Genomic DNA, 18,578 nt, shown 5'->3' on the forward strand with positions numbered 1-18,578 from the left:
TTGAATCACAAAAAAGAAGCGCTCAAATACCGAGCGCTTCTTTCAGTAGTTTGACATACGTCCGACTGACTGGCACATCAATCTGATGAATTTTTAAATTATAGGCTCCGTTGAACCAAGGTTCGATTGCATCGATTGCTGATAAGTTGACGAGGTACGAGCGGTGAACCCGTAAAAAGCGATGATCTTGAAGCTTTCGTTCGAGTTCGAGTAAAGTCTCGTTCGATGGATACGCCTCATGTTCCGTGACGATCTTCGTCTTCCCGTTCTCAGCGACGATGTAATCGATATCTTGAGGAGACAATAATTTCAGTTGTTCGCCCGTCTCAACGGCTAAACGTTCAAGTCGAGGTGCTTTTTTCGGAAGCGGTCGCGCAACTTTTTCAATCGCACGGACAATCCGTGCCGGATCATACGGTTTCAAGATGTAATCATAGGCATTGAGCTCAAACGCTTCAAGCGCATGAGCATCATATGCCGTCACAAACAAAAGAGCTGGTGGACGTGGCATCGATTTCAAGCGTTTGGCGACTTCAAGACCACTTCCGTCCGTTAGCTCGATATCGAGAAAGACTAAGTCGGGTTGAAGGGAGCGAACGAGTCGTTCGGCTTCCTCGACACTGCCGGTTTCCCCGACGACTTCAAGACCGGCTGCGGTCACGTGATAACGGAGCTCGTCGCGTGCGAGCGGTTCATCTTCAATCAACAAGGTGCGCATGCTGGATCTCCTTTCTGAGTTCAATCGGGAGACGAATCGCGATCGTTGTGCCGTTTTGACCGTCACTCGTGATCGTAAACTGTCCCTTTTCACCATATAAACTTCGAATCCGTTCTGCCGTATTAAATAATGCGGTACCGGTGCCCGAGGACGGAACGACTTCTCGACCGAGACGAGCAAGGCGCGAAGCGTCAATGCCGCGTCCGTTATCGACGACTTCGAGACACAGCTGGTCTGCCTCACACCATGCCGTCACACCGACATATCCTGTCTGTTCTGAAGAAAACGCATGAAGGAATGCATTTTCGATCAACGGTTGTAAGATGAACGGTGGAACGAGTAAAGCCGTCGTCTCGTCTGCTAAATCGATATCAAGAAACGGACGATTCGGAAAACGAGCGGCTTCAAGCGATGTGTATGCTTCGATGTGTTCGAGTTCCTTTTGGAGCGGAATTTTTGTCGATCGTGCGCCTTGGAGGTTACTACGGAAGAAGGTCGACAATTCAAGCAACAAGGTGCGTGCCTGTTCGACATCCGTCCGGCACAGTGCATAAATCGTATTAATCGCATTAAACAGGAAGTGGGGATGAATTTGTGCTTCAAGTGCCCGAATCTCGGCATCCTTCAGTAAACCGGCTTGACGCTCTGCGTTCCCGAGTGCCAGTTGTGTCGAGAACAGTTTCGCTAATCCTTCGATGAGTTCGACTTCAACCGCGTCGAGTAATTCGGCATGCGGATAATAGACTTTCAACGTCCCGATCGTCGTTTCTCCGACGATCAGCGGAGCAATGATTCCTGCTTGGAGTGGACAATCACGTACGGGACAGCCGATATCCAGTCGTTCCGTCACAAGACGGACTTGTCCGTCTTGCAAGACATGCTCGGTCGGTTTCGTCGTCCAGTGACTCCCAGCTTGATGGTGGTCGCTCCCGATACCGATATGGGCCAGGATGACGGAACGATCTGTCAGTGAGACGGCTTCGGCTCGCGTTTGCTGCAACAGAATTTCCGCGACAGCTTCTGCCGTATGGATATGTAGACCACGCGTCAGATGCGGAAGCGTCAAATCGGCGATATGCAACGACCGTTCTGCTTCTCGTGCCCGAACCGTTTCCTCTTCTCGCGCAGCAAGACGGATGATCGATAAGAACAACCAGACACCGAGGACGTTGATCAGTGTCATCGGTACGAAGATGAACTGGACGAGTTCGACTGCCGCATCAAAGGGGCGGGCGAATAGTAAAATTAATGACATTTCAAACAGCATTAAAAAAGCAGTCAGACACACGGGCAATAACGCTTGGCTACTGAGGCGGTCGCGCCAATAGGAGCGTAAGAGACCGCTGACACCACCGGCGATGACGGTGGAAAGCGCGCAAGCGAACGCTGTGAATCCACCGAGGGAATACCGGTGAACCCCGACAATCAATCCGGTCATCAATCCACCGAGCGGACCAGCGAGCAATCCGCTGATGACGACGATCATCGTTCGTGTGTTCGCAATCGCTGATGTCCCGTCGACTTCTTCGAGCCAAGCATGAGGTAAGAATTCAGCTAAGTCGACTTTGACCCCTGTATAGTTTCTTAAAATGCCGTACGTTGCAAAAAACAGGACGAGGACACGAAATTGCCAGCCTGCTTCCGGTTGACGCAGCAGCCGTCGTGTTGGTCCCCACTGGGCGAGGATGAACACTAAGATGATCATGATACCGAGTCGTTCGAGTAAAAAAGGAATCAGTTCCAACATGTGCATTCCTCCATTCGAGTTAAGTGTAAACGCTCGCAAAACGGAGAGCAATGCCGGCACACAAAAAAGCCGTACTCACTCGGTTTAAGAGGGAGTACGGCAGACTTACTTATTGTGCGTCTTTATCGAACGTGATCCGTGCGATCGCGTCATGTTGGTGAATCGTTTCTTCGTTACGGCATTCGACGTAGAACGAAGCGATTGGGTCCATTTCGTACAAGTCAGCAGCAATCAAACGAACCATATCTTCTACGAAACGTGGGTTTTCGTATGCCATCTCTGTTACGCGCTTTTCATCCGGACGTTTGAGTACTGGGTGAAGTGGCGCTGAGGCATTGGATTCCGCAGCATCAAGCAATGATTGTTTCCAGTCAAAGTCTTCTGCTTCATCACGTAACGATGCTTCCATCGTGACGTAACCACGTTGGTTGTGAGCACTGTATTCGCTGATTTCTTTTGAACATGGGCAAAGTGTCGTGACGTTGATCGTCAAGCCGACAGACAACGTCGCTTCGTCTGTTTCCGTGTTGACGCTGACTGTTTGCCATACTTCGGCATTCATCAAGCCGCTAAGACCTGTTGCAGGTGCTTTACGTGTGAAGAACCATGGGTAACGGATCGTCAATTGACCTTCCGTTTGTTCCATGCGGTCTGCTAAATCACGCGCGAATTGAATGAGTGACTCGTTTGTGACCGTCCAACCTTCATTATGGTATTGATCAAGTTGTTCCGTTAAACGGCTCATGTTGATCCCTTTACGGTCTTGCACGAGTGACGTTGACAGTTCGAACGTCGCGACTGTCGCTTGTGTTTTGTCTCCGTCTTGGATGACGACAGGATGTTTGACGTTTGAGATTCCAACAGCGTCTAGTGCGAACAGGAAGTTCTTTGGTGTATTTTGCAAGTCGACCATCTTATCTTTTTCAGTCGGTTTTGTTCCTTTGATCGGTGGTACCGAACCGAACAGCTTATGGCGCTCTTCTTTTGTTGGTAACGTAATCGGGTAGGTAGACATATTCATTGGCCCCTTTGTCCTTTTGTAGTGTTTCAATAGTAATAACATGACAGGAATGCTAGAGACGAGCAAGTCTGATGATTCCGCAAATGTGTTTCATCTTTTCATCGATAGAAGTATTGTCTTGAATTTTATCACGAACATCCGATAAACGAAACTCGCACGACTCAAAATCGACAGTTTCCATATTTAGAGGAATAACTTACTTGCAATCGGGTATACTATCCTATACTATATGTTCAGGTGAACGTGTAATCACTGTTTTTTCGTCATGGTCAATAATTGAAGTTTTTTTATTTTACAGGTAGTTAAAGAAAGGGATGACAGAGATGGATTGGCAGTTACTATTACAGTATGCCTGGGTCGTACTCGTCTTGATCGCGCTTGAAGGATTACTTTCAGCGGATAATGCACTCGTACTCGCGGTCATGGTCAAGCACTTACCAGGAGAACAACAAAAGAAAGCACTTTTTTATGGACTAGCTGGAGCATTCGTCTTACGATTCGCGGCATTGTTCGCGATTTCGTTCCTCGTCGATATTTGGCAAATCCAAGCACTTGGAGCAGCGTACTTGCTCATCATGGGACTACGGCATATTTATAAGACCGTTAAAGCCAGAAAGCTCGGTGAAAATCATGGCGCTGAAAATGAGCTAGATGCAGAACCGAAGTCGGAAGAGCCAGTTTCAAAAGGTGAATTCTGGCGGACAGTCGCGAAAATCGAATTCGCAGACTTAGCGTTTGCTGTCGATTCGATTCTTGCTGCCGTTGCCCTTGCCGTTGCCCTTCCAAACTGGGGATCAGGCGAAATCGGTGGTTTGAACACGGGTCACTTCATCGTCATCTTAACAGGTGGTTTGATGGGGGTCGTCTTGATGCGTTTCGCAGCACGTGTCTTCGTTAAGTTACTTGCAGATCGCCCAGGTCTTGAGACAGCAGCCTTTGCAATCGTTGCCTGGGTCGGTGTAAAGTTAGCCGTTCTTGCGCTCGAGCACCCGAAATACCATGCATCGATCGAAGGAACAATCTTTGAAGCCTTAAAACTTCCTGAAGGATTCGCCCACAGTACACCGTGGCAGGCATTCTTCTGGACAGTCATGGTCGGTCTTGCTCTTTGGGGTTGGTTCTCTTCACCAAAAACAAAACCAAATCCAGATGCTGAAAAGAAAGTCGATCAAAACTTATAAGAAATGGAACGATCCGTCGATGACGGGTCGTTTTTTTGTGTTAGGTTTTCTTAAACAATGGGAATAAAACACAAGGTTAAGTACTTGAGCTGAGCTTGTATCTTTTTCTTTCCGGTCGACCGGCATATAATGAATAGACTGAACAAAAAAGGGGATTCGTTAGTATGGATATTGGATTAATTACACAGTATGCGACCGTCGGGCTCGTACTGATCATTTTGCAGGGGTTACTTTCTGCTGATAATGCAATGGTCATGGCAGTCCTGGTCCGACCGTTACCGGACGATCAACGCAAAAAAGCACTTTTCTATGGTCTGGTCGGAGCACTCGTCTTACGTTTCGTCGCAATCTTCTTTGCTTCGTACTTAGCGACGATTTGGGAGCTTCAAGCACTTGGGGCGATATACCTCTTTTACGTGGCGTTTAAAGGAATCGTCGAGGCACGATCGAATAAACACCAAGTACCGGACACGATTGCCTCACAAAAAGCCTCGCCGAATTTTTGGTGGACGGTCGTTAAAGTCGAGTTCTCTGACTTGGCGTTCGCTGTCGACTCGACACTTGCCGCTGTCGCCATGGCGACGACATTACCGATGATTGGTGGAACAATCGGTGGTCTAAATACAGGACAATTTTGGGTCGTCTTCTTCAGTGGGATCATCGGTCTCGTTATCATGCGTTACTTCGCGAGCTGGTTCGTCGTCTTGCTCCAAAAGCGACCAGGTATCGAAGAAGCTGCTTTTTGGCTCGTCGCATGGGTTGGTGTAAAACTGGTCGTCATGACACTTGCGCATCCGTCGATCGACGTCTTGCCGCATGAGTTTCCAGAGAGTACACTATGGCAAACGATCTTCTGGGTCGTACTTGCCCTGATTTTAATCATTGGTTGGTTCCGTAGCGGAAGTAGTTCAACCAAATCAGCAAAATAATACAATGGCGGGCAGGGTACTCTCTGTCCGTCTTTCGTTAGGAGAGATTTCATGCAAAACGGTAATTTCATTCGGATGCTGACGCGGATGCAAAACGTTCCACGGTGGGATGAATATGCACCACGTTTTCCGGATAACGCAGCCAGTCACAGCTTTCGTGTTGCCTTATTCAGTTTGATGGCAAGCTATTTAGAAGAAGTAGACGGGCAAAGACCAGTCGATCGCCTGACATTGCTCGGAAAAGCCCTATTCCATGACATGAACGAAGTCATTACTGGACCCATTAAACACCGGACAAAAAAAGAGCCAACGTTACATGCACACATTCAGGCAATGGAACAACAAGCAAGTGAACAGCTCGTTGCCTTACTCTCAAAATCGCTTCAACCAGCGTTCACGACATACCTCGTGCATGCAGAAGATGAATCGCCAGAGGGACGAATCGTCGAAGCGATTGATACGTTCGATGCGATGTTGTACGCGCGCCGAGAAGCACGGATGACGGAGTCCGTCTTTTTCGAACAAAAAGCAGCGGAATTACAGGATGTTCTGGAACGACACCCACTTGTTTCGGTCCGGCGCTTGACACAGTCGGTCATGGAAGAGGATGAGATGTCTCATTTCATTGAAAATGTCTTGATGATGGATACAATTCGGCGCTGGAAAGGACGTTTCAATACGATTGATGATAACGACGCGACACATACGTTTCGAGCAGCCTCGCTTGGTATCTTCAATGGTCTGATTGAATCAGAAAAATACGGCGTCACGATCGACATCGAAGAAGTCGTCTCGCGGCTCTTGTGTCATGATCTCGTCGAAGGAACGACAGGGGATGTTCTTGGACCTGTCAAACATGCGACACCGGTCACAGCAGCAGCCTTCGAAGCTTACGAACGGGCAGAAGGAGAGATGTTGATCAATAATTTACCGAAAGACATTCGAGCACCGTTCCGTCGGTTCGTCGTTGAAGCAAAAGACGAGACATACGAGGGACAGATGGTCGACGTGATCGATAAACTCGATGCGCTGATCAAGATGAACATGGAACGTAAATTAAATGGGGTCGAGTATGAGACGGGTTATCGGGCACAACTCAAAAAGGTTCAGATGACATATGAAAACCCATCGGTCGTCTTTTTCCTCGCGTATGTCTTGCATGATTTGGATTACGTGACGTCATGACGAAGACAACGATGACCCCACGCCGCTTAACGTTGATCTTGATCCTCGGTTCACTCGCTGCACTCGGACCACTCTCGATCGACATGTATCTACCTGCTTTTCCGGATATGTCACGCTCGTTTGATGCGAGTGCATCACTAATCCAATTGAGTTTGACGGCTTGTATGCTTGGAATGGCGCTTGGACAATTGATCGTTGGTCCGCTGAGTGACGTTCGCGGTCGTAAACGACCGCTGATGTTTGCTCTGCTCGCATATCTGCTCGCTTCTCTCGCCTGTGCGATGGCACCGACGATCGAAGTATTGATCGCGCTTCGATTCATTCAAGGAGCAGCCGGAGCGTCAGGAATCGTCATTTCCCGGGCAATCGTTCGTGACTTGTTTGATGGACCCGAATTGACGCGGTTTTTTGCTGCCTTGTCACTCGTCAACGGAACAGCACCGATTCTCGCACCCGTCATCGGAGGACAGTTGCTTCGGTTCGGTGACTGGCATTTCGTCTTCTACTTGCTTGCAATTTTAAGCACGATGATGTTGCTTGCCGTCGCACTTCGTTTACCGGAAACGCTCCCGCTTGAGAGACGAGTCGAAGGAAACCTGACGACGACGTTGAAGACGTTCGGACGCTTGTTGACGGACCGCGTCTTCATCGGCTATGCGTTCGCACAAGCATTCGTCATGGGCGCGATGTTTGCCTACATCTCCGGTTCACCGTTCGTCTTACAAAATATTTATGGCGCCTCGCCGCAACAGTTCAGTTTTTTGTTCGGTTTAAACGGAATCGGAATCATCCTAGCAGCACAAATCGCCGGTCGTCTTGCTGGTCGTGTCGATTCAGAGCGGCTGATGCGAATCAGTTTGACGATCGTTGCGAGTGCGAGTATCTTATTGTTCCTCGCCTTGACGTTAACGGAGCAGCTGATCTTCGTCATGATTCCACTGTTCTTCGTCGTTTCGAGCGTTGGTTTGATCTCGACGCTCGGTTTTACCTTAGCGATGCAAAATTACGGAGCAACGGCAGGCAGTGCCTCGGCACTGCTAGGACTCTTGCCAATGCTTGTCGGCTCGCTCGTGTCACCACTCGTCGGGATCATGGGGGAGCAATCGGCTGTTCCGATGGGTTTGATCATCATGACCTTAGATTGCCTGGCGCTCATCCTCTATTACGGTCTGATTGTTCGTCGACCGAATCGTTCATAAACGCTAATTATTCAAAAACGTTTGTCCTCTGTATGGGACGAACGTTTTTTTCTTTTAATGAAAGGAAAATAAATGGAATTCATTTTGAAACATTTTCTAAAAAATAAGCGTAGAAGAGAAAGAAAGCCAGTACTTCAGAAAGGAGTGGAGCGATGAAACAGGAGTTGCAGCGTGAACGAAAACCGTCGATTGAGGCAAGATTAGCCCGTCATTTTGCCGCACAGAAAAAATACTTACGCCGTCAAGAAGAGGCAATCGATCAACGAGACAAAGAATTGGCTCGTTTATTGTTTGAGGAAAACCGGACTGCTTATCAAAGGGCTTACCACGAACTGTATGGCTCACATCCTTACATCGAGGTGAACAAAGATGGACGTTAGTACACTTTATTTATATGCGTTAGCGGCTGCTGCTTGCGGTGTGTTTGTGTCCATCCTATTCTCAGACGTCATTCCAGGCGTCGATCAAATTTTTCATCCCACGTTGATCTTATCTTTTGTCATCATCACGTCAGCGATCGGATTCGGGCTCGAACAGCTAAGTCCGCTTGGTTCGCTGTTGATTCTAATCATCAGCAGTGTGATTGCGTTATTAGTGACGACGCTGATGCATATTTTCTTATTCGTTCCGATGGCACAAGCCGAACAGTCGCTTGGATTTTCGGAACAGATGCTAGAAGGACGCAGTGCAACCGTTATCGTGCCGATTCCGACTGAAGGATATGGTGAAATCTTACTTGATGACGTCTCAGGACGCGTATCAAAGTCAGCCGTTCTGTTTGAAGGACCTGCCCTACCACAAGGCACGAAGGTGCTCGTCATCGAGATCAAACAAGGCGTCGCGTCTGTCGTGACGTACCCCCAACAATGGAAAAAGGAGATGTTTACATGAATCCAGTGTTAATCGTATCAATCGTCGCGGTCGCATTGATCGTTGCGTTGATCGTCTTATTCATTACGAAGTACCGAACAGTTGGTCCGGAAGAAGCGCTGATCGTATCGGGGAGTTATCTCGGAGGACGCAACGTCAATACCGATGAGTCCGGTAACCGGGTAAAAATCATTCGTGGTGGCGGGACGTTCGTGTTACCTGTCTTCCAACAAGCGACACCGCTAAGCTTGTTATCAAGTAAGCTTGAAGTCACGACACCCGAAGTCTACACGGAGCAAGGTGTACCGGTCATGGCAGACGGTACAGCGATCATCAAGATTGGTAGCTCAATTTCTGAAATTGCGACGGCAGCGGAGCAGTTCCTCGGAAAATCGAAAGAAGAGCGCGAAGGAGAAGCACGTGAAGTCCTCGAAGGACACTTGCGTTCGATTCTTGGATCGATGACAGTCGAAGAAATCTATAAGAACCGGGATAAGTTCTCGCAAGAAGTCCAGCGGGTCGCATCACAAGATCTTGCGAAGATGGGACTCGTCATTGTTTCGTTTACGATCAAAGACGTCCGTGACAAGAACGGATACTTAGAATCACTTGGGAAACCGCGGATCGCACAGGTTCGCCGTGATGCCGACATCGCAACGGCAGACGCGGAAAAAGAGACACGCATCAAACGGGCGGAAGCTTCAAAAGATGCGAAAAAAGCAGAACTCGAACGTGCAACGGAAATCGCTGAAGCGGAAAAAGAAAATCAGTTGAAGATGGCAGATTATCGCCGCGAACAAGATATCGCGAAGGCGAAAGCCGACCAAGCGTATGATCTCGAAAACGCACGTGCGCAACAAGAAGTCACGGAGCAACAGATGCAGATCAAAATCATCGAGCGTCAAAAACAAATCGAGCTTGAAGAACGCGAGATTCTCCGTCGTGAGAAACAATACGACGCGGAAGTCAAAAAACGCGCCGATGCCGATCGTTACTCGATTGAGCAGGCTGCCCAAGCGGATCGTGCGAAGCAATATGCGGAAGCAGATGCAACGAAATACCGGATCGAGGCATCAGCAAAAGCGGATGCAGAACGAATTCGTCTGGATGGTCTTGCGAAAGCGGACGCGGAGCGGGCACAAGGGGAAACGGAAGCGGACATCATTCGTTTGAAGGGTCTTGCGGAAGCAGAAGCAAAAGAAAAAATCGCGCAAGCGTTCGAGCAATTCGGACAAGCGGCGATTCTCGACATGGTCATTCGGATGATGCCAGAGTACGCAAAAGAAATTGCAGCACCACTCGGCAACATCGATAAAATCACAGTCGTTGATACAGGTAGTGGTGAAGGGGGCGGTGCGAACCGTGTCACCGGTTACGCAACGGATTTGATGGCATCACTGCAAGAGACATTAAAGGCGTCGTCAGGATTAGATGTCAAAGAGTTGATTGAGAACTTCTCCGGTAAAGGAACAGCAAAACCGTTGACGGTCAACTTGAATTCCCATGATGCGGTGGCAGCGTCGAAAACAGAAGACTGATGGCGATCCGCGTCTTATTGATTGTGTTCGCACTCCTGCTTTTTCATGTCGTACGGCCACTTCCATGGTATGCACTGGCGGTATTAGGCGGCGTCATCGGCATCATCAAAGGGTACACATCAGATGACGGAATCGCGAATATATTCAATATAAAGAAGGTATCTTACTCACTTTACAATCGACAAACACGTCAGGAAGCCGTTCTCGCTTTGATGTGCAGTCTGTTGACGGTCGACTTCCCGTATTGGTTCGCTGGGGTGACGACAGGAATCACGTGGCGTGACGTCGGATACGTTGGGTTCGAAGTAGTGTCGACACTTCTGTTCGCTTATGTTTTATTCCGTTTCTTATGTCTGAATCTATTTCGACCATTCTTGGAGTCTGAAAGAAGGGAGCAAAGAAATGGATAGTTTATTTCTACTGCAAGAGCGTTGGATGCTGTTGCTTCCGTTCCTCGTCGTCTTCTTGATTAACGTCGGGCTATTGACTGCCCTTCTGAAGAAGCGACGTGATTTACCGAAGCTGTTAGTCTTCGGAATGGGTGGGATGGCGATCGTGTTCATCGTCTCTTCGCTTGGATTGAGCATGGCACTGCTGTTTTTCGGATACAATTCATAAAAAAACGGGGCAGGCTCTAAACAGAGTCTGCCCGTTTTGTCGTACTATAGGATAGGAATGAGTGCCATTAACGTGGAAGGTCATACCCAATGACGACGAGTCCCGGACCTGTATGTGAACCGATCGCCGCGCCAGCAATCGTCAAGATGACTTCGCTTGGTGAAAAATGAGCTTCAATCAATTGTTTTAACTGTTCTGCCCGTTCGATCGAATCCCCGTGACCGATCATGATCCGGTGTCCGTCAATCGCTGGACGTGCTTCTTCCATCCACTCGACGATCCGGTTCATGACTTTTTTCTGACCGCGGATTTTTTCTTTTGGAATCAACTTTCCGTCTTCGACTGTCAAGAGTGGCAAAATCGATAAGAGACCACCAATAAAGGCACTGGCACGAGAAACGCGTCCACCGCGCATCAAATATTCAAGTGATTCGACTGTAAACAGATGACGAATCGTATTTACCTTGGCTTCAGCGTAAGCCACTGTTTCTTCGAACGAATGCGTTTGTGCGTATTCTGCGACGTCGAGAACGAACAATCCTTGTCCTGTTGAAGCTGTTTTCGTATCGAGTACCAGGTAAGGAACGTTCGGATACTTTTCGGCGAGTTCATCTGCGAGCATCTTCGCTGTTTGATACGTTCCTGATAATTCGCTCGAGAAAGCGAGGTAGAGGAAGGGGTCCCCTTGTTCAAAGTGACGCGTGAACACCTCGACCATCCGGCTGACTTCGACCTGGAATGTCTTCGGTGCTGCACCGTCACGCATCTTATCATACAGTTGCTTCGGAGATATCGATTCTCCATCGAAGAACGTGTCTTCGTCGATCAATACGCCGAACGGCATGACCGTAAAATCATATGCATCTAACATGTCTTTTGGTGCATCAGCACCACTGTCTGTGATCAATCGGATCATCACGTTCTCTCCTTTCTTAACCTAGGGCTTTTTCGTTTCGATCAAGCATTCGACTCAAGTTGACGCCGAATCGTTCGTTCTCGAGTTCCGTCAACGTCGCGGGCGTCAAAGCAGCGCCGAGCGCAAGTAACGCTTCATATGCACGACGTAAGCACTCCTCGACCGTCAAGGAGGTACCGAGCAGTTCCTCGAGTGACGCCATTGTTTCCGGCACGACGGTCGGGTAGACGAATTTCGTCGACTCACCTTGAAGCGCTGCCGCGTAAAAGTCACGGACTAAAGCGGCGCGTTGACTTCCACTTCCGTTGACACAAAGGTAGATTTGAACGGCAACTCCGCCACGAACACGACGCTGGGAGATACCAGCGAATTTTTTACCGGCAATCGATAAGTCATAAGAACCGGGACAATACGATCCGACGACTTCACCAGCGACGATCGCGTCTGTTTCTTGCGCGAACATACGACGGACGAGCGCAAGCATCGCTTCGTAACCACTGTCGATATCGATGCCGCCGCGTTCCGGTAGGACGAGTGAAATATTTAAAACACCGGCGTCGAGGACGACGGCAAGACCACCTGAATTACGGACGACGGGCGAGAAACCATGTTCATGCAGAACGGATACACCGTCAGCAAGATGAGGAAGACGGGCATCCTGGATGCCGAGGACGACAGTTTCGTGGTGAATCCAAGAGCGGAGTGCTGCTCCTTCTGTCGCAACGGAAGCACATAATGTGTCGTCCATCGCAAACGATTGTGTCGCATGGAAAGCAGTTCCGAGTGACGTTTGATCAAAAATACGATAATGTTCTTGTTTTAAGAGTTCGATTCCCATAGGCTCGTTCCTTTATTGTAGATTTGCGACATCATTATAGCACAGGGTGTGTAAAGTTTCTGTGCGAAGCGACGCGGGAGACAGGAATCCCAGGAAACAAAACCGAACAACAACGACATAGACTCGATTTAAAGGAGAGAAACATATGTATCAATCATTAGGACAATTAAAGGAAACGAAGGTCTTCAAAGATCCCGTTCATCGGTATATCTATGTCAGCGATCAGTTGATTTGGCAATTAATCGGGACACGTGAATTTCAGCGACTACGCCGGATCAAGCAACTGGGGACATCCTTTTTGACGTTTCACGGGGCGGAACACACACGGTTCCATCATTCGCTTGGTGTTTACGAAATCACGCGGCAACTGATCGACGTCTTCAACGGTCGCGCCGACTGGGACGATCAATACCGGGAGTTGACACTGGCTGCAGCCCTCTTACACGATGTCGGACACGGGCCGTTTTCGCACGCGTTTGAGAATGTCTTTGGTGTTGACCACGAGACGTGGACGGAGCGGATCATCCTCGGGGACACGGAAATCAAAAAAGTCCTCGACCAAGTCGGAGACGGATTCGCGGAAGAAGTAGCGTCGATCATCAACAAGACGCATCCGAATCAATTGCTTGTCACGATGATTAGTTCACAACTCGACGTCGACCGGATGGATTACTTATTGCGCGATGCGCACTTTGCTGGTGTCAGCTACGGAAAATTCGATCTCGAACGGATGCTTCGTGTATTGCGTCCGGCGCCGAATCAGATGGTCGTCAAACAGTCGGGGATGCATTCAATCGAAGACTACATCATGCGCCGGTATCAGATGTATTGGCAAGTCTACCTGCATCCGGTAACACGATCGAGTGATTACCTATTAAAAGCCATTCTCGAACGGGCGCAGGAGTTGTACCTGTCCGGTTATCCGTTTGCGATTGCACCGGTCCATTTGATGCCGTTGTTTGATCAGAAGATGGAGTTGCGTGATTTCCTTGGGCTCGATGAGACGATCGTCTACTTTTATTTTCAGCAGTGGGCGAATGAGCAGGATCCAATCCTTGCTGATCTCTCGAGGCGATTCGTTGACCGGAAGTTGTTCAAGTATGTTGATTATCCGGCTGAAAAACGTGAACTCGTCCACGATAAACTGTGTGAGTTGTTTGAGGCGATCGGCTTGAATCCGACCTATTATCTGCTTGAAGATAAACTCAGTCGTCTTCCTTACGATTTATATGGAGACAACGGGGAAATCAGCAAACAACCGATCATGTTACAGATGAAGGATGGACAGATGAAAGAAATTTCGCAAGTCTCACCACTCGTTCAAGCCATCGCCACATCACGCCAGACTGATGAGAAGCTGTTCTTCCCGCAAGAAATTCTGCACGACTTGCGCGAACATGCGAACGAGAAGATGCAAATCGACCAATTATTGACTGGCAGCGTGACGTCATGATATCGTCCGCTGTCCTAACAAAAATCTTGCAACAGCTTGGACGGGAGGGAGGAGAGGTCGAAGTCCTAAAAGGCGCGACTTCCTCCCTCGTTTTGCGAGTCGGTGAGGGAATTCTTCGCGTCCATACGAATCAAGACTGGTTGCGAGAAGAACCTGACCTCGTCTTACATGAAGTATTTGCGTTACAAGCAGCAGGTGATTTGGCACCAGATGTACTGGACTATCAAGCGGATGTCAGGGACGAAATACCGCCGTGGTTATATATGACCCGCTCGCCGGGAGAGATCCGAATCGATCAGGTGGATGAGCGATATGTCGAACGATTGGCGCGTACGCTTGCTGCGATCCATGCACTACCGATACCAGAATCGCGTTATGTCTATCAACCGTATACGACGGAACGTCACGTCCCGACGTGGACGCAGCATTCGGAGAGATGGCGTCAGCTACTGGCGATCGAACCGGTCGAAAGTCAACGTATTCGTTTCATTCATCGGGATTTTCATCCGGTCAATGTGTTATACGAAATAAATGAAACGTGCCATACGATTGATTGGGTGAATGCGTGTGTAGGACCCATTGAAGTCGACCTTGCGCATTGTCGTTTGAATCTTGCCTTGCTCGAATCTGTTGAGATAGCGGATCATTTTTTAAAAAGTTACTGCGAGCAGACGAAACATTCCTACGATCACGCATGGGATATTCGGGCTGTTTTTGATTTTGGACCTGAAACGATTGACGTCTATCCGGGGTGGAAAGCATATGGAAGGCAAAACCTTAGTCAGGACAATGTTCGGGAACGCTTGGAAAAGTTTGTCTTGAAAGTCTATGAAAATAACGAAAGCGGTTACTAAATGAACTTTTCCTCTTGTAGTTCTTCGGAATATTGATTATTCTATTACTTGGAAAGAGATTAAACGTCAGACATCGTACGAATGTACAACTGATAAACAACTAATAGATAGAGGGGTACTTCATGAAATATCTTATCGCACTACTCGGACTGGCTATCGTTTTCGGCTTGGCACTCCTTGTCAGCAGTAACCGTAAAGGCATCAAATTGAAACCGCTTGCGGTCATGCTAGTTCTTCAGCTCGTACTTGGGTTCATTTTACTCAATACATCGTTCGGATATATCGTCATTCGTGGCGTCGCGAAAGTCTTTGAAAACTGCTTAGTTATGCGGCGATCGGAATTGATTTCGTCTTCGGTGGTTTAGCGAACGAAGGCGCACAACCATTCTTCATCAATGTCTTGCTCCCAATCGTCTTCATCTCTGCTTTGATCGGGATTCTACAATTCACGAAGATTTTACCACTCTTAATGCGCGGTATCGGTTTCGTCCTATCAAAAGTCAACGGTATGGGACGTCTTGAGTCTTACAACGCGGTTGCTTCAGCTGCGATCGGACAATCAGAAGTATTCATCACAGTCAAAAAACAAATCGGTCAATTACCAGCAAACCGCCTCTACACATTGTGTGCGTCAGCGATGTCGACGGTTTCGATGTCAATCGTCGGTGCATACATGACGATGGTAGAACCGAAATATGTCGTTACAGCAATCGTCTTGAACTTGTTCGGTGGTTTCATGATCGTCTCGATCATCAACCCGTACACGGTTGATCCGGAAGAAGATATTCTTGAAATCGTCGAAGAAAAACAAACGTTCTTCGAGATGCTCGGCGAATACATCATGGATGGATTCAAAGTCGCAATCATCGTTGGTGCAATGTTGATCGGTTACAATGCCTTGATCGGAATGGTCAACGATATCTTCTTGATGGTTCTAAACATCTCGTTCCAAGAAATCCTCGGATACATCTTTGCACCGTTCGCTTTCATCATGGGTATTCCATGGGCGGAAGCTGTCAGTGCCGGTAGTGTCATGGCAACGAAGTTGATCACGAACGAATTCGTTGCGATGTTGAGTCTTCCAGAATACTCAAAAGAATTCTCGGAGCGTACACTCGGAATCGTGTCTGTCTTCTTGATCTCGTTTGCGAACTTCTCGTCAATCGGAATCATCGCTGGTGCGGTTAAAGGATTGAACGACCGCCAAGGAAGCGTTGCAGCTAGTTTTGGTCTGAAGTTACTCTACGGCGCAACACTCGTCAGTGTCTTGACGGCAATCGTCGTCAGCGTCTTGCTGTAATCGTTACACATATGAAAGAGCAATGGATCTGCTGATCCATTGCTCTTTTTGTTTTTCACTCAGTTGATCCATGCGAAGCAATCCCGACACGGACCCGATGATGTGTTCCGTCACGATAGACTTCGTAAGCGAACTGCGCGACGTTTTCTCGGGGAATCGGACCTGTTGGTGCAGTGAAGCGTGTCGTCTCGATCAAGAGGTCGTCAGCAGCAAGTGCGTTGTCTTCCGTCAGTTGTGTTGGACAGATGACGGTGAAGTCGACGTCTGCATCCTTTAACGTCAGATAAGCTTTCAAGTGATCCTCTGCTGCAATCGTCGAGCGGCGACGGGACTCACTCGATTGGAAACGATACTTCCCAGGTTCTTCTGACGCATCGAGAATGCCTGCTGTACCAATGAAGACAATTCGTTCGATGCCTGCTTCCTTCATCTTCGTGACGAGATGTGGAATCGCTGTCGAAAGGACCTGTTGTTGATCAGTTCCGAGACAACTGAAGACAGCGGTACTTCCTGCGAGTGCCTGTTCGAGATTGTCCGGGTTGGTCGCATCTCCTGTCAGGATATGAAGGCGATCGTGAACGGGTAAGTCCGGTGACGTGGAACGCACAAGTGCTTGGACATCATAGCCGTCTTCTAATAACCGATCAATTAAAGGGCGACCCGTTCGACCGGTCGCACCAAGTACAGTAACAGTAGTCATGAGAATTCCTCCTTAAAGATCAAGTAGATGGGAAAAAGAGACGTGCGGTAGCGACCGGACGTCTCTTGTTGTTTATTTATCAGCGAACATGACGCCAGCTTGACCGTAATCTGTTTTTTCCATCTCTTCGATGAAGACCGTAATGTTTTCTTTTGGAGCATTTGTCGTTTCCGACACCGCTTCCGTAACTTTTTCAATCAAAGCACGTTTTTGTTCGACTGTACGACCCGATAACATTTTAACCGTAACATATGGCATGACTTCATTTCCCCCTCTAGCTTGATGACGATACGCCATCAGTATAGCGCATTCGATAGGGGATTCGTCAATTCGAACATCGTTTTCGAAAAAGAAGGGTATAAGGTAGGAGCTATTCTTGTCGGAAGCGAAGGTAGTCATACACATACGGCAGAAAAGGAGAGACATATGGACGCAATCATACGGAAGAAGATTCATACGTTACTGATTTTTGATCGGGCGTTATCGGAGGATACGAATTATCCGTTGTCTGGTGCAAAAGGACTCGAAGTCGCAGATATCGTCTTTGAACAGAACATTCCATTCGGACGACTCGTAACGGATAAAGAACTCGCTCAACTGCTGAATCAAAAAGAGGCAAAGCGATACGGGATGTTGACGTTGCTTGAAGACGATGTGCGTTTCAAACCGTTGTTTCAAAATCGAAAACCAACAGCCGACATGGAAGAAGAGGTCGAGGCGAAAGTGCGAGAACTGGCGCATCAGTTACGTGCGATTCGGTCGCGGTGTTCTTCACTGGAACGTCTTTTCTTGTTCGGTCGTGCGGCGCAAACCCTGTTTGACCGCGCTTTGCTTCATCTCGAAGAGGTCAATCCTCCGGCGCATGAGGAGATTGCGTCCATGACGTGTTACCGTCTCCCGACGATTCGCCGAGCATCAGAGGAACAATTACAGTTACTTCGTTACGAGTGACTGGTTGCAGACACCTCGGAATACGGTATGATAGAAGCAACAGGATTAAAAGGGGACAAAACACGATGGAAAAAAAGATTAACTTCAATATCATTTCAGATAACTCTACAGACGGTCACGGAGGATTTGGTGTCGGAACACTCAGCTTAAATAGTATGTCACCCGTCATCATTTCTCCGGAAGACGGCGAAGCTTACATTGATATGGGCGCGATGCACGCGAAAGCAGCAATCGAGAAACGCGTCAAGTTCACGACAGATAAAGCCGATACGCCAAACGGTAAACTGTACTGGATCGTCTGGGTGACGGTCGGTCGTAAGCCAGAAGGATTCTATTACGGCGGTGTCGCTGCCTGCGATCTGCTAGTCGATGCGGAAGCGCGTCGCGGGTTCAAGATTCTCGCTGATCACGTCAATAAGATGGATAAATCCCTTAAAGGACGGATCGTCGTCGATCACATGGATGAGCGTTCAAAGGAATTGTTGCGTGATTTCTTGCAGACACATAAACCTGAGATGTGGGAAAATGCTGACGCTGCTTTACATGAAGCGTTGGTCTAA

The 18,578-nt window shown here is 48.4% G+C and carries 20 protein-coding genes and 1 pseudogene; 14 read left to right on the top strand and 7 right to left on the bottom strand.

The genetic code is table 11. From position 1 onward, the window contains the following. Positions 1–22 precede the first annotated feature (22 nt). The 3 genes from P401_RS0115790 to folE2 form a co-directional block, all read right to left on the bottom strand. Entirely contained in the window at positions 23–718 is a 696-nt protein-coding gene (locus P401_RS0115790; RefSeq protein ID WP_029343193.1) for a LytR/AlgR family response regulator transcription factor, read from the bottom strand. After that, positions 699–2,465 (bottom strand): LytS/YhcK type 5TM receptor domain-containing protein, encoded by a 1,767-nt coding sequence (locus tag P401_RS0115795; protein ID WP_029343194.1) that lies wholly within the window; start codon positions 2,463–2,465, stop codon positions 699–701. Before P401_RS0115795 ends, P401_RS0115790 begins: the two co-directional genes overlap by 20 nt. A 109-nt stretch (positions 2,466–2,574) precedes the next feature. Beyond that, positions 2,575–3,480, bottom strand: a complete 906-nt coding sequence (gene folE2, locus P401_RS0115800; RefSeq protein ID WP_023466774.1) for a GTP cyclohydrolase FolE2 — start codon at positions 3,478–3,480, stop codon at positions 2,575–2,577. A gap of 329 nt (positions 3,481–3,809) precedes the next feature. Between folE2 and P401_RS0115805 the strand changes: the two genes are divergently transcribed. The 9 genes from P401_RS0115805 (at position 3,810) to P401_RS0115845 (ending at position 11,006) form a co-directional block, all read left to right on the top strand. Continuing rightward, positions 3,810–4,667, top strand: a complete 858-nt coding sequence (locus P401_RS0115805) for a TerC family protein (protein ID WP_029343195.1) — start codon at positions 3,810–3,812, stop codon at positions 4,665–4,667. Between the two features lie 164 nt (positions 4,668–4,831). Continuing rightward, positions 4,832–5,596 (top strand): TerC family protein, encoded by a 765-nt coding sequence (locus P401_RS0115810; RefSeq protein WP_029343196.1) that lies wholly within the window; start codon positions 4,832–4,834, stop codon positions 5,594–5,596. 51 nt (positions 5,597–5,647) lie between these two features. Continuing rightward, positions 5,648–6,781 carry a YfbR-like 5'-deoxynucleotidase gene (locus tag P401_RS0115815; RefSeq protein WP_029343197.1) on the top strand — a complete coding sequence of 378 codons (1,134 nt, stop codon included), beginning with the start codon at positions 5,648–5,650 and terminating at the stop codon, positions 6,779–6,781. Next, positions 6,778–7,980 (top strand): multidrug effflux MFS transporter, encoded by a 1,203-nt coding sequence (locus tag P401_RS0115820; RefSeq protein WP_029343198.1) that lies wholly within the window; start codon positions 6,778–6,780, stop codon positions 7,978–7,980. Before P401_RS0115815 ends, P401_RS0115820 begins: the two co-directional genes overlap by 4 nt. A gap of 152 nt (positions 7,981–8,132) precedes the next feature. Beyond that, positions 8,133–8,360 (top strand): hypothetical protein, encoded by a 228-nt coding sequence (locus tag P401_RS0115825; protein WP_029343199.1) that lies wholly within the window; start codon positions 8,133–8,135, stop codon positions 8,358–8,360. After that, positions 8,350–8,871, top strand: coding sequence for an NfeD family protein (locus tag P401_RS0115830; RefSeq protein WP_029343200.1), 522 nt, complete (start codon positions 8,350–8,352; stop codon positions 8,869–8,871). The genes P401_RS0115825 and P401_RS0115830 overlap by 11 nt, the downstream gene beginning before the upstream one ends. Continuing rightward, positions 8,868–10,388: a flotillin family protein gene (locus P401_RS0115835; protein ID WP_029343201.1), complete on the top strand. Its 1,521-nt coding sequence runs from the start codon at positions 8,868–8,870 to the stop codon at positions 10,386–10,388. The genes P401_RS0115830 and P401_RS0115835 overlap by 4 nt, the downstream gene beginning before the upstream one ends. Beyond that, on the top strand, positions 10,388–10,798 hold the full coding sequence (locus P401_RS0115840; RefSeq protein ID WP_029343202.1) for a hypothetical protein: 411 nt from the start codon (positions 10,388–10,390) through the stop codon (positions 10,796–10,798). The genes P401_RS0115835 and P401_RS0115840 overlap by 1 nt, the downstream gene beginning before the upstream one ends. Further along, positions 10,791–11,006: a hypothetical protein gene (locus P401_RS0115845; RefSeq protein ID WP_029343203.1), complete on the top strand. Its 216-nt coding sequence runs from the start codon at positions 10,791–10,793 to the stop codon at positions 11,004–11,006. The genes P401_RS0115840 and P401_RS0115845 overlap by 8 nt, the downstream gene beginning before the upstream one ends. Positions 11,007–11,073: 67 nt before the next feature. On the opposite strand, the gene P401_RS0115850 is transcribed toward P401_RS0115845, so the two are convergent. Beyond that, positions 11,074–11,922, bottom strand: coding sequence for a DegV family protein (locus P401_RS0115850; RefSeq protein WP_029343204.1), 849 nt, complete (start codon positions 11,920–11,922; stop codon positions 11,074–11,076). Positions 11,923–11,938: 16 nt separating this feature from the next. After that, entirely contained in the window at positions 11,939–12,760 is an 822-nt protein-coding gene (locus P401_RS0115855; RefSeq protein ID WP_029343205.1) for a lipoate--protein ligase family protein, read from the bottom strand. A gap of 145 nt (positions 12,761–12,905) precedes the next feature. Here P401_RS0115855 and P401_RS0115860 point away from each other — a divergent pair, with 145 nt between their 5' ends. The 3 genes and pseudogenes from P401_RS0115860 (at position 12,906) to P401_RS17860 (ending at position 16,367) form a co-directional block, all read left to right on the top strand. Next, positions 12,906–14,213 carry an HD domain-containing protein gene (locus P401_RS0115860; RefSeq protein WP_029343206.1) on the top strand — a complete coding sequence of 436 codons (1,308 nt, stop codon included), beginning with the start codon at positions 12,906–12,908 and terminating at the stop codon, positions 14,211–14,213. A gap of 26 nt (positions 14,214–14,239) precedes the next feature. Next, a complete protein-coding gene (locus P401_RS0115865; protein ID WP_236627128.1) occupies positions 14,240–15,067 on the top strand; it encodes a phosphotransferase family protein in 828 nt (275 codons plus the stop codon). Between the two features lie 122 nt (positions 15,068–15,189). Next, a pseudogene (locus P401_RS17860) lies at positions 15,190–16,367 on the top strand (NupC/NupG family nucleoside CNT transporter). 55 nt (positions 16,368–16,422) lie between these two features. Here P401_RS17860 and P401_RS0115875 read toward each other — a convergent pair. Continuing rightward, positions 16,423–17,067 carry an NAD(P)-dependent oxidoreductase gene (locus tag P401_RS0115875; RefSeq protein WP_029343208.1) on the bottom strand — a complete coding sequence of 215 codons (645 nt, stop codon included), beginning with the start codon at positions 17,065–17,067 and terminating at the stop codon, positions 16,423–16,425. Positions 17,068–17,139: 72 nt separating this feature from the next. Further along, entirely contained in the window at positions 17,140–17,325 is a 186-nt protein-coding gene (locus tag P401_RS0115880; protein WP_023466792.1) for a 2-hydroxymuconate tautomerase, read from the bottom strand. Between the two features lie 168 nt (positions 17,326–17,493). On the opposite strand from P401_RS0115880, the gene P401_RS0115885 reads away from it, so the two are divergent. Both P401_RS0115885 and P401_RS0115890 read left to right on the top strand, forming a co-directional pair. Further along, positions 17,494–18,018, top strand: a complete 525-nt coding sequence (locus P401_RS0115885) for a hypothetical protein (RefSeq protein WP_029343209.1) — start codon at positions 17,494–17,496, stop codon at positions 18,016–18,018. Positions 18,019–18,083: 65 nt separating this feature from the next. Then, entirely contained in the window at positions 18,084–18,578 is a 495-nt protein-coding gene (locus P401_RS0115890; protein ID WP_023466794.1) for a YwhD family protein, read from the top strand.

Origin of the sequence: Exiguobacterium acetylicum DSM 20416 (assembly GCF_000702605.1) — a bacterium.
Taxonomy (GTDB): domain Bacteria; phylum Bacillota; class Bacilli; order Exiguobacteriales; family Exiguobacteriaceae; genus Exiguobacterium_A; species Exiguobacterium_A acetylicum.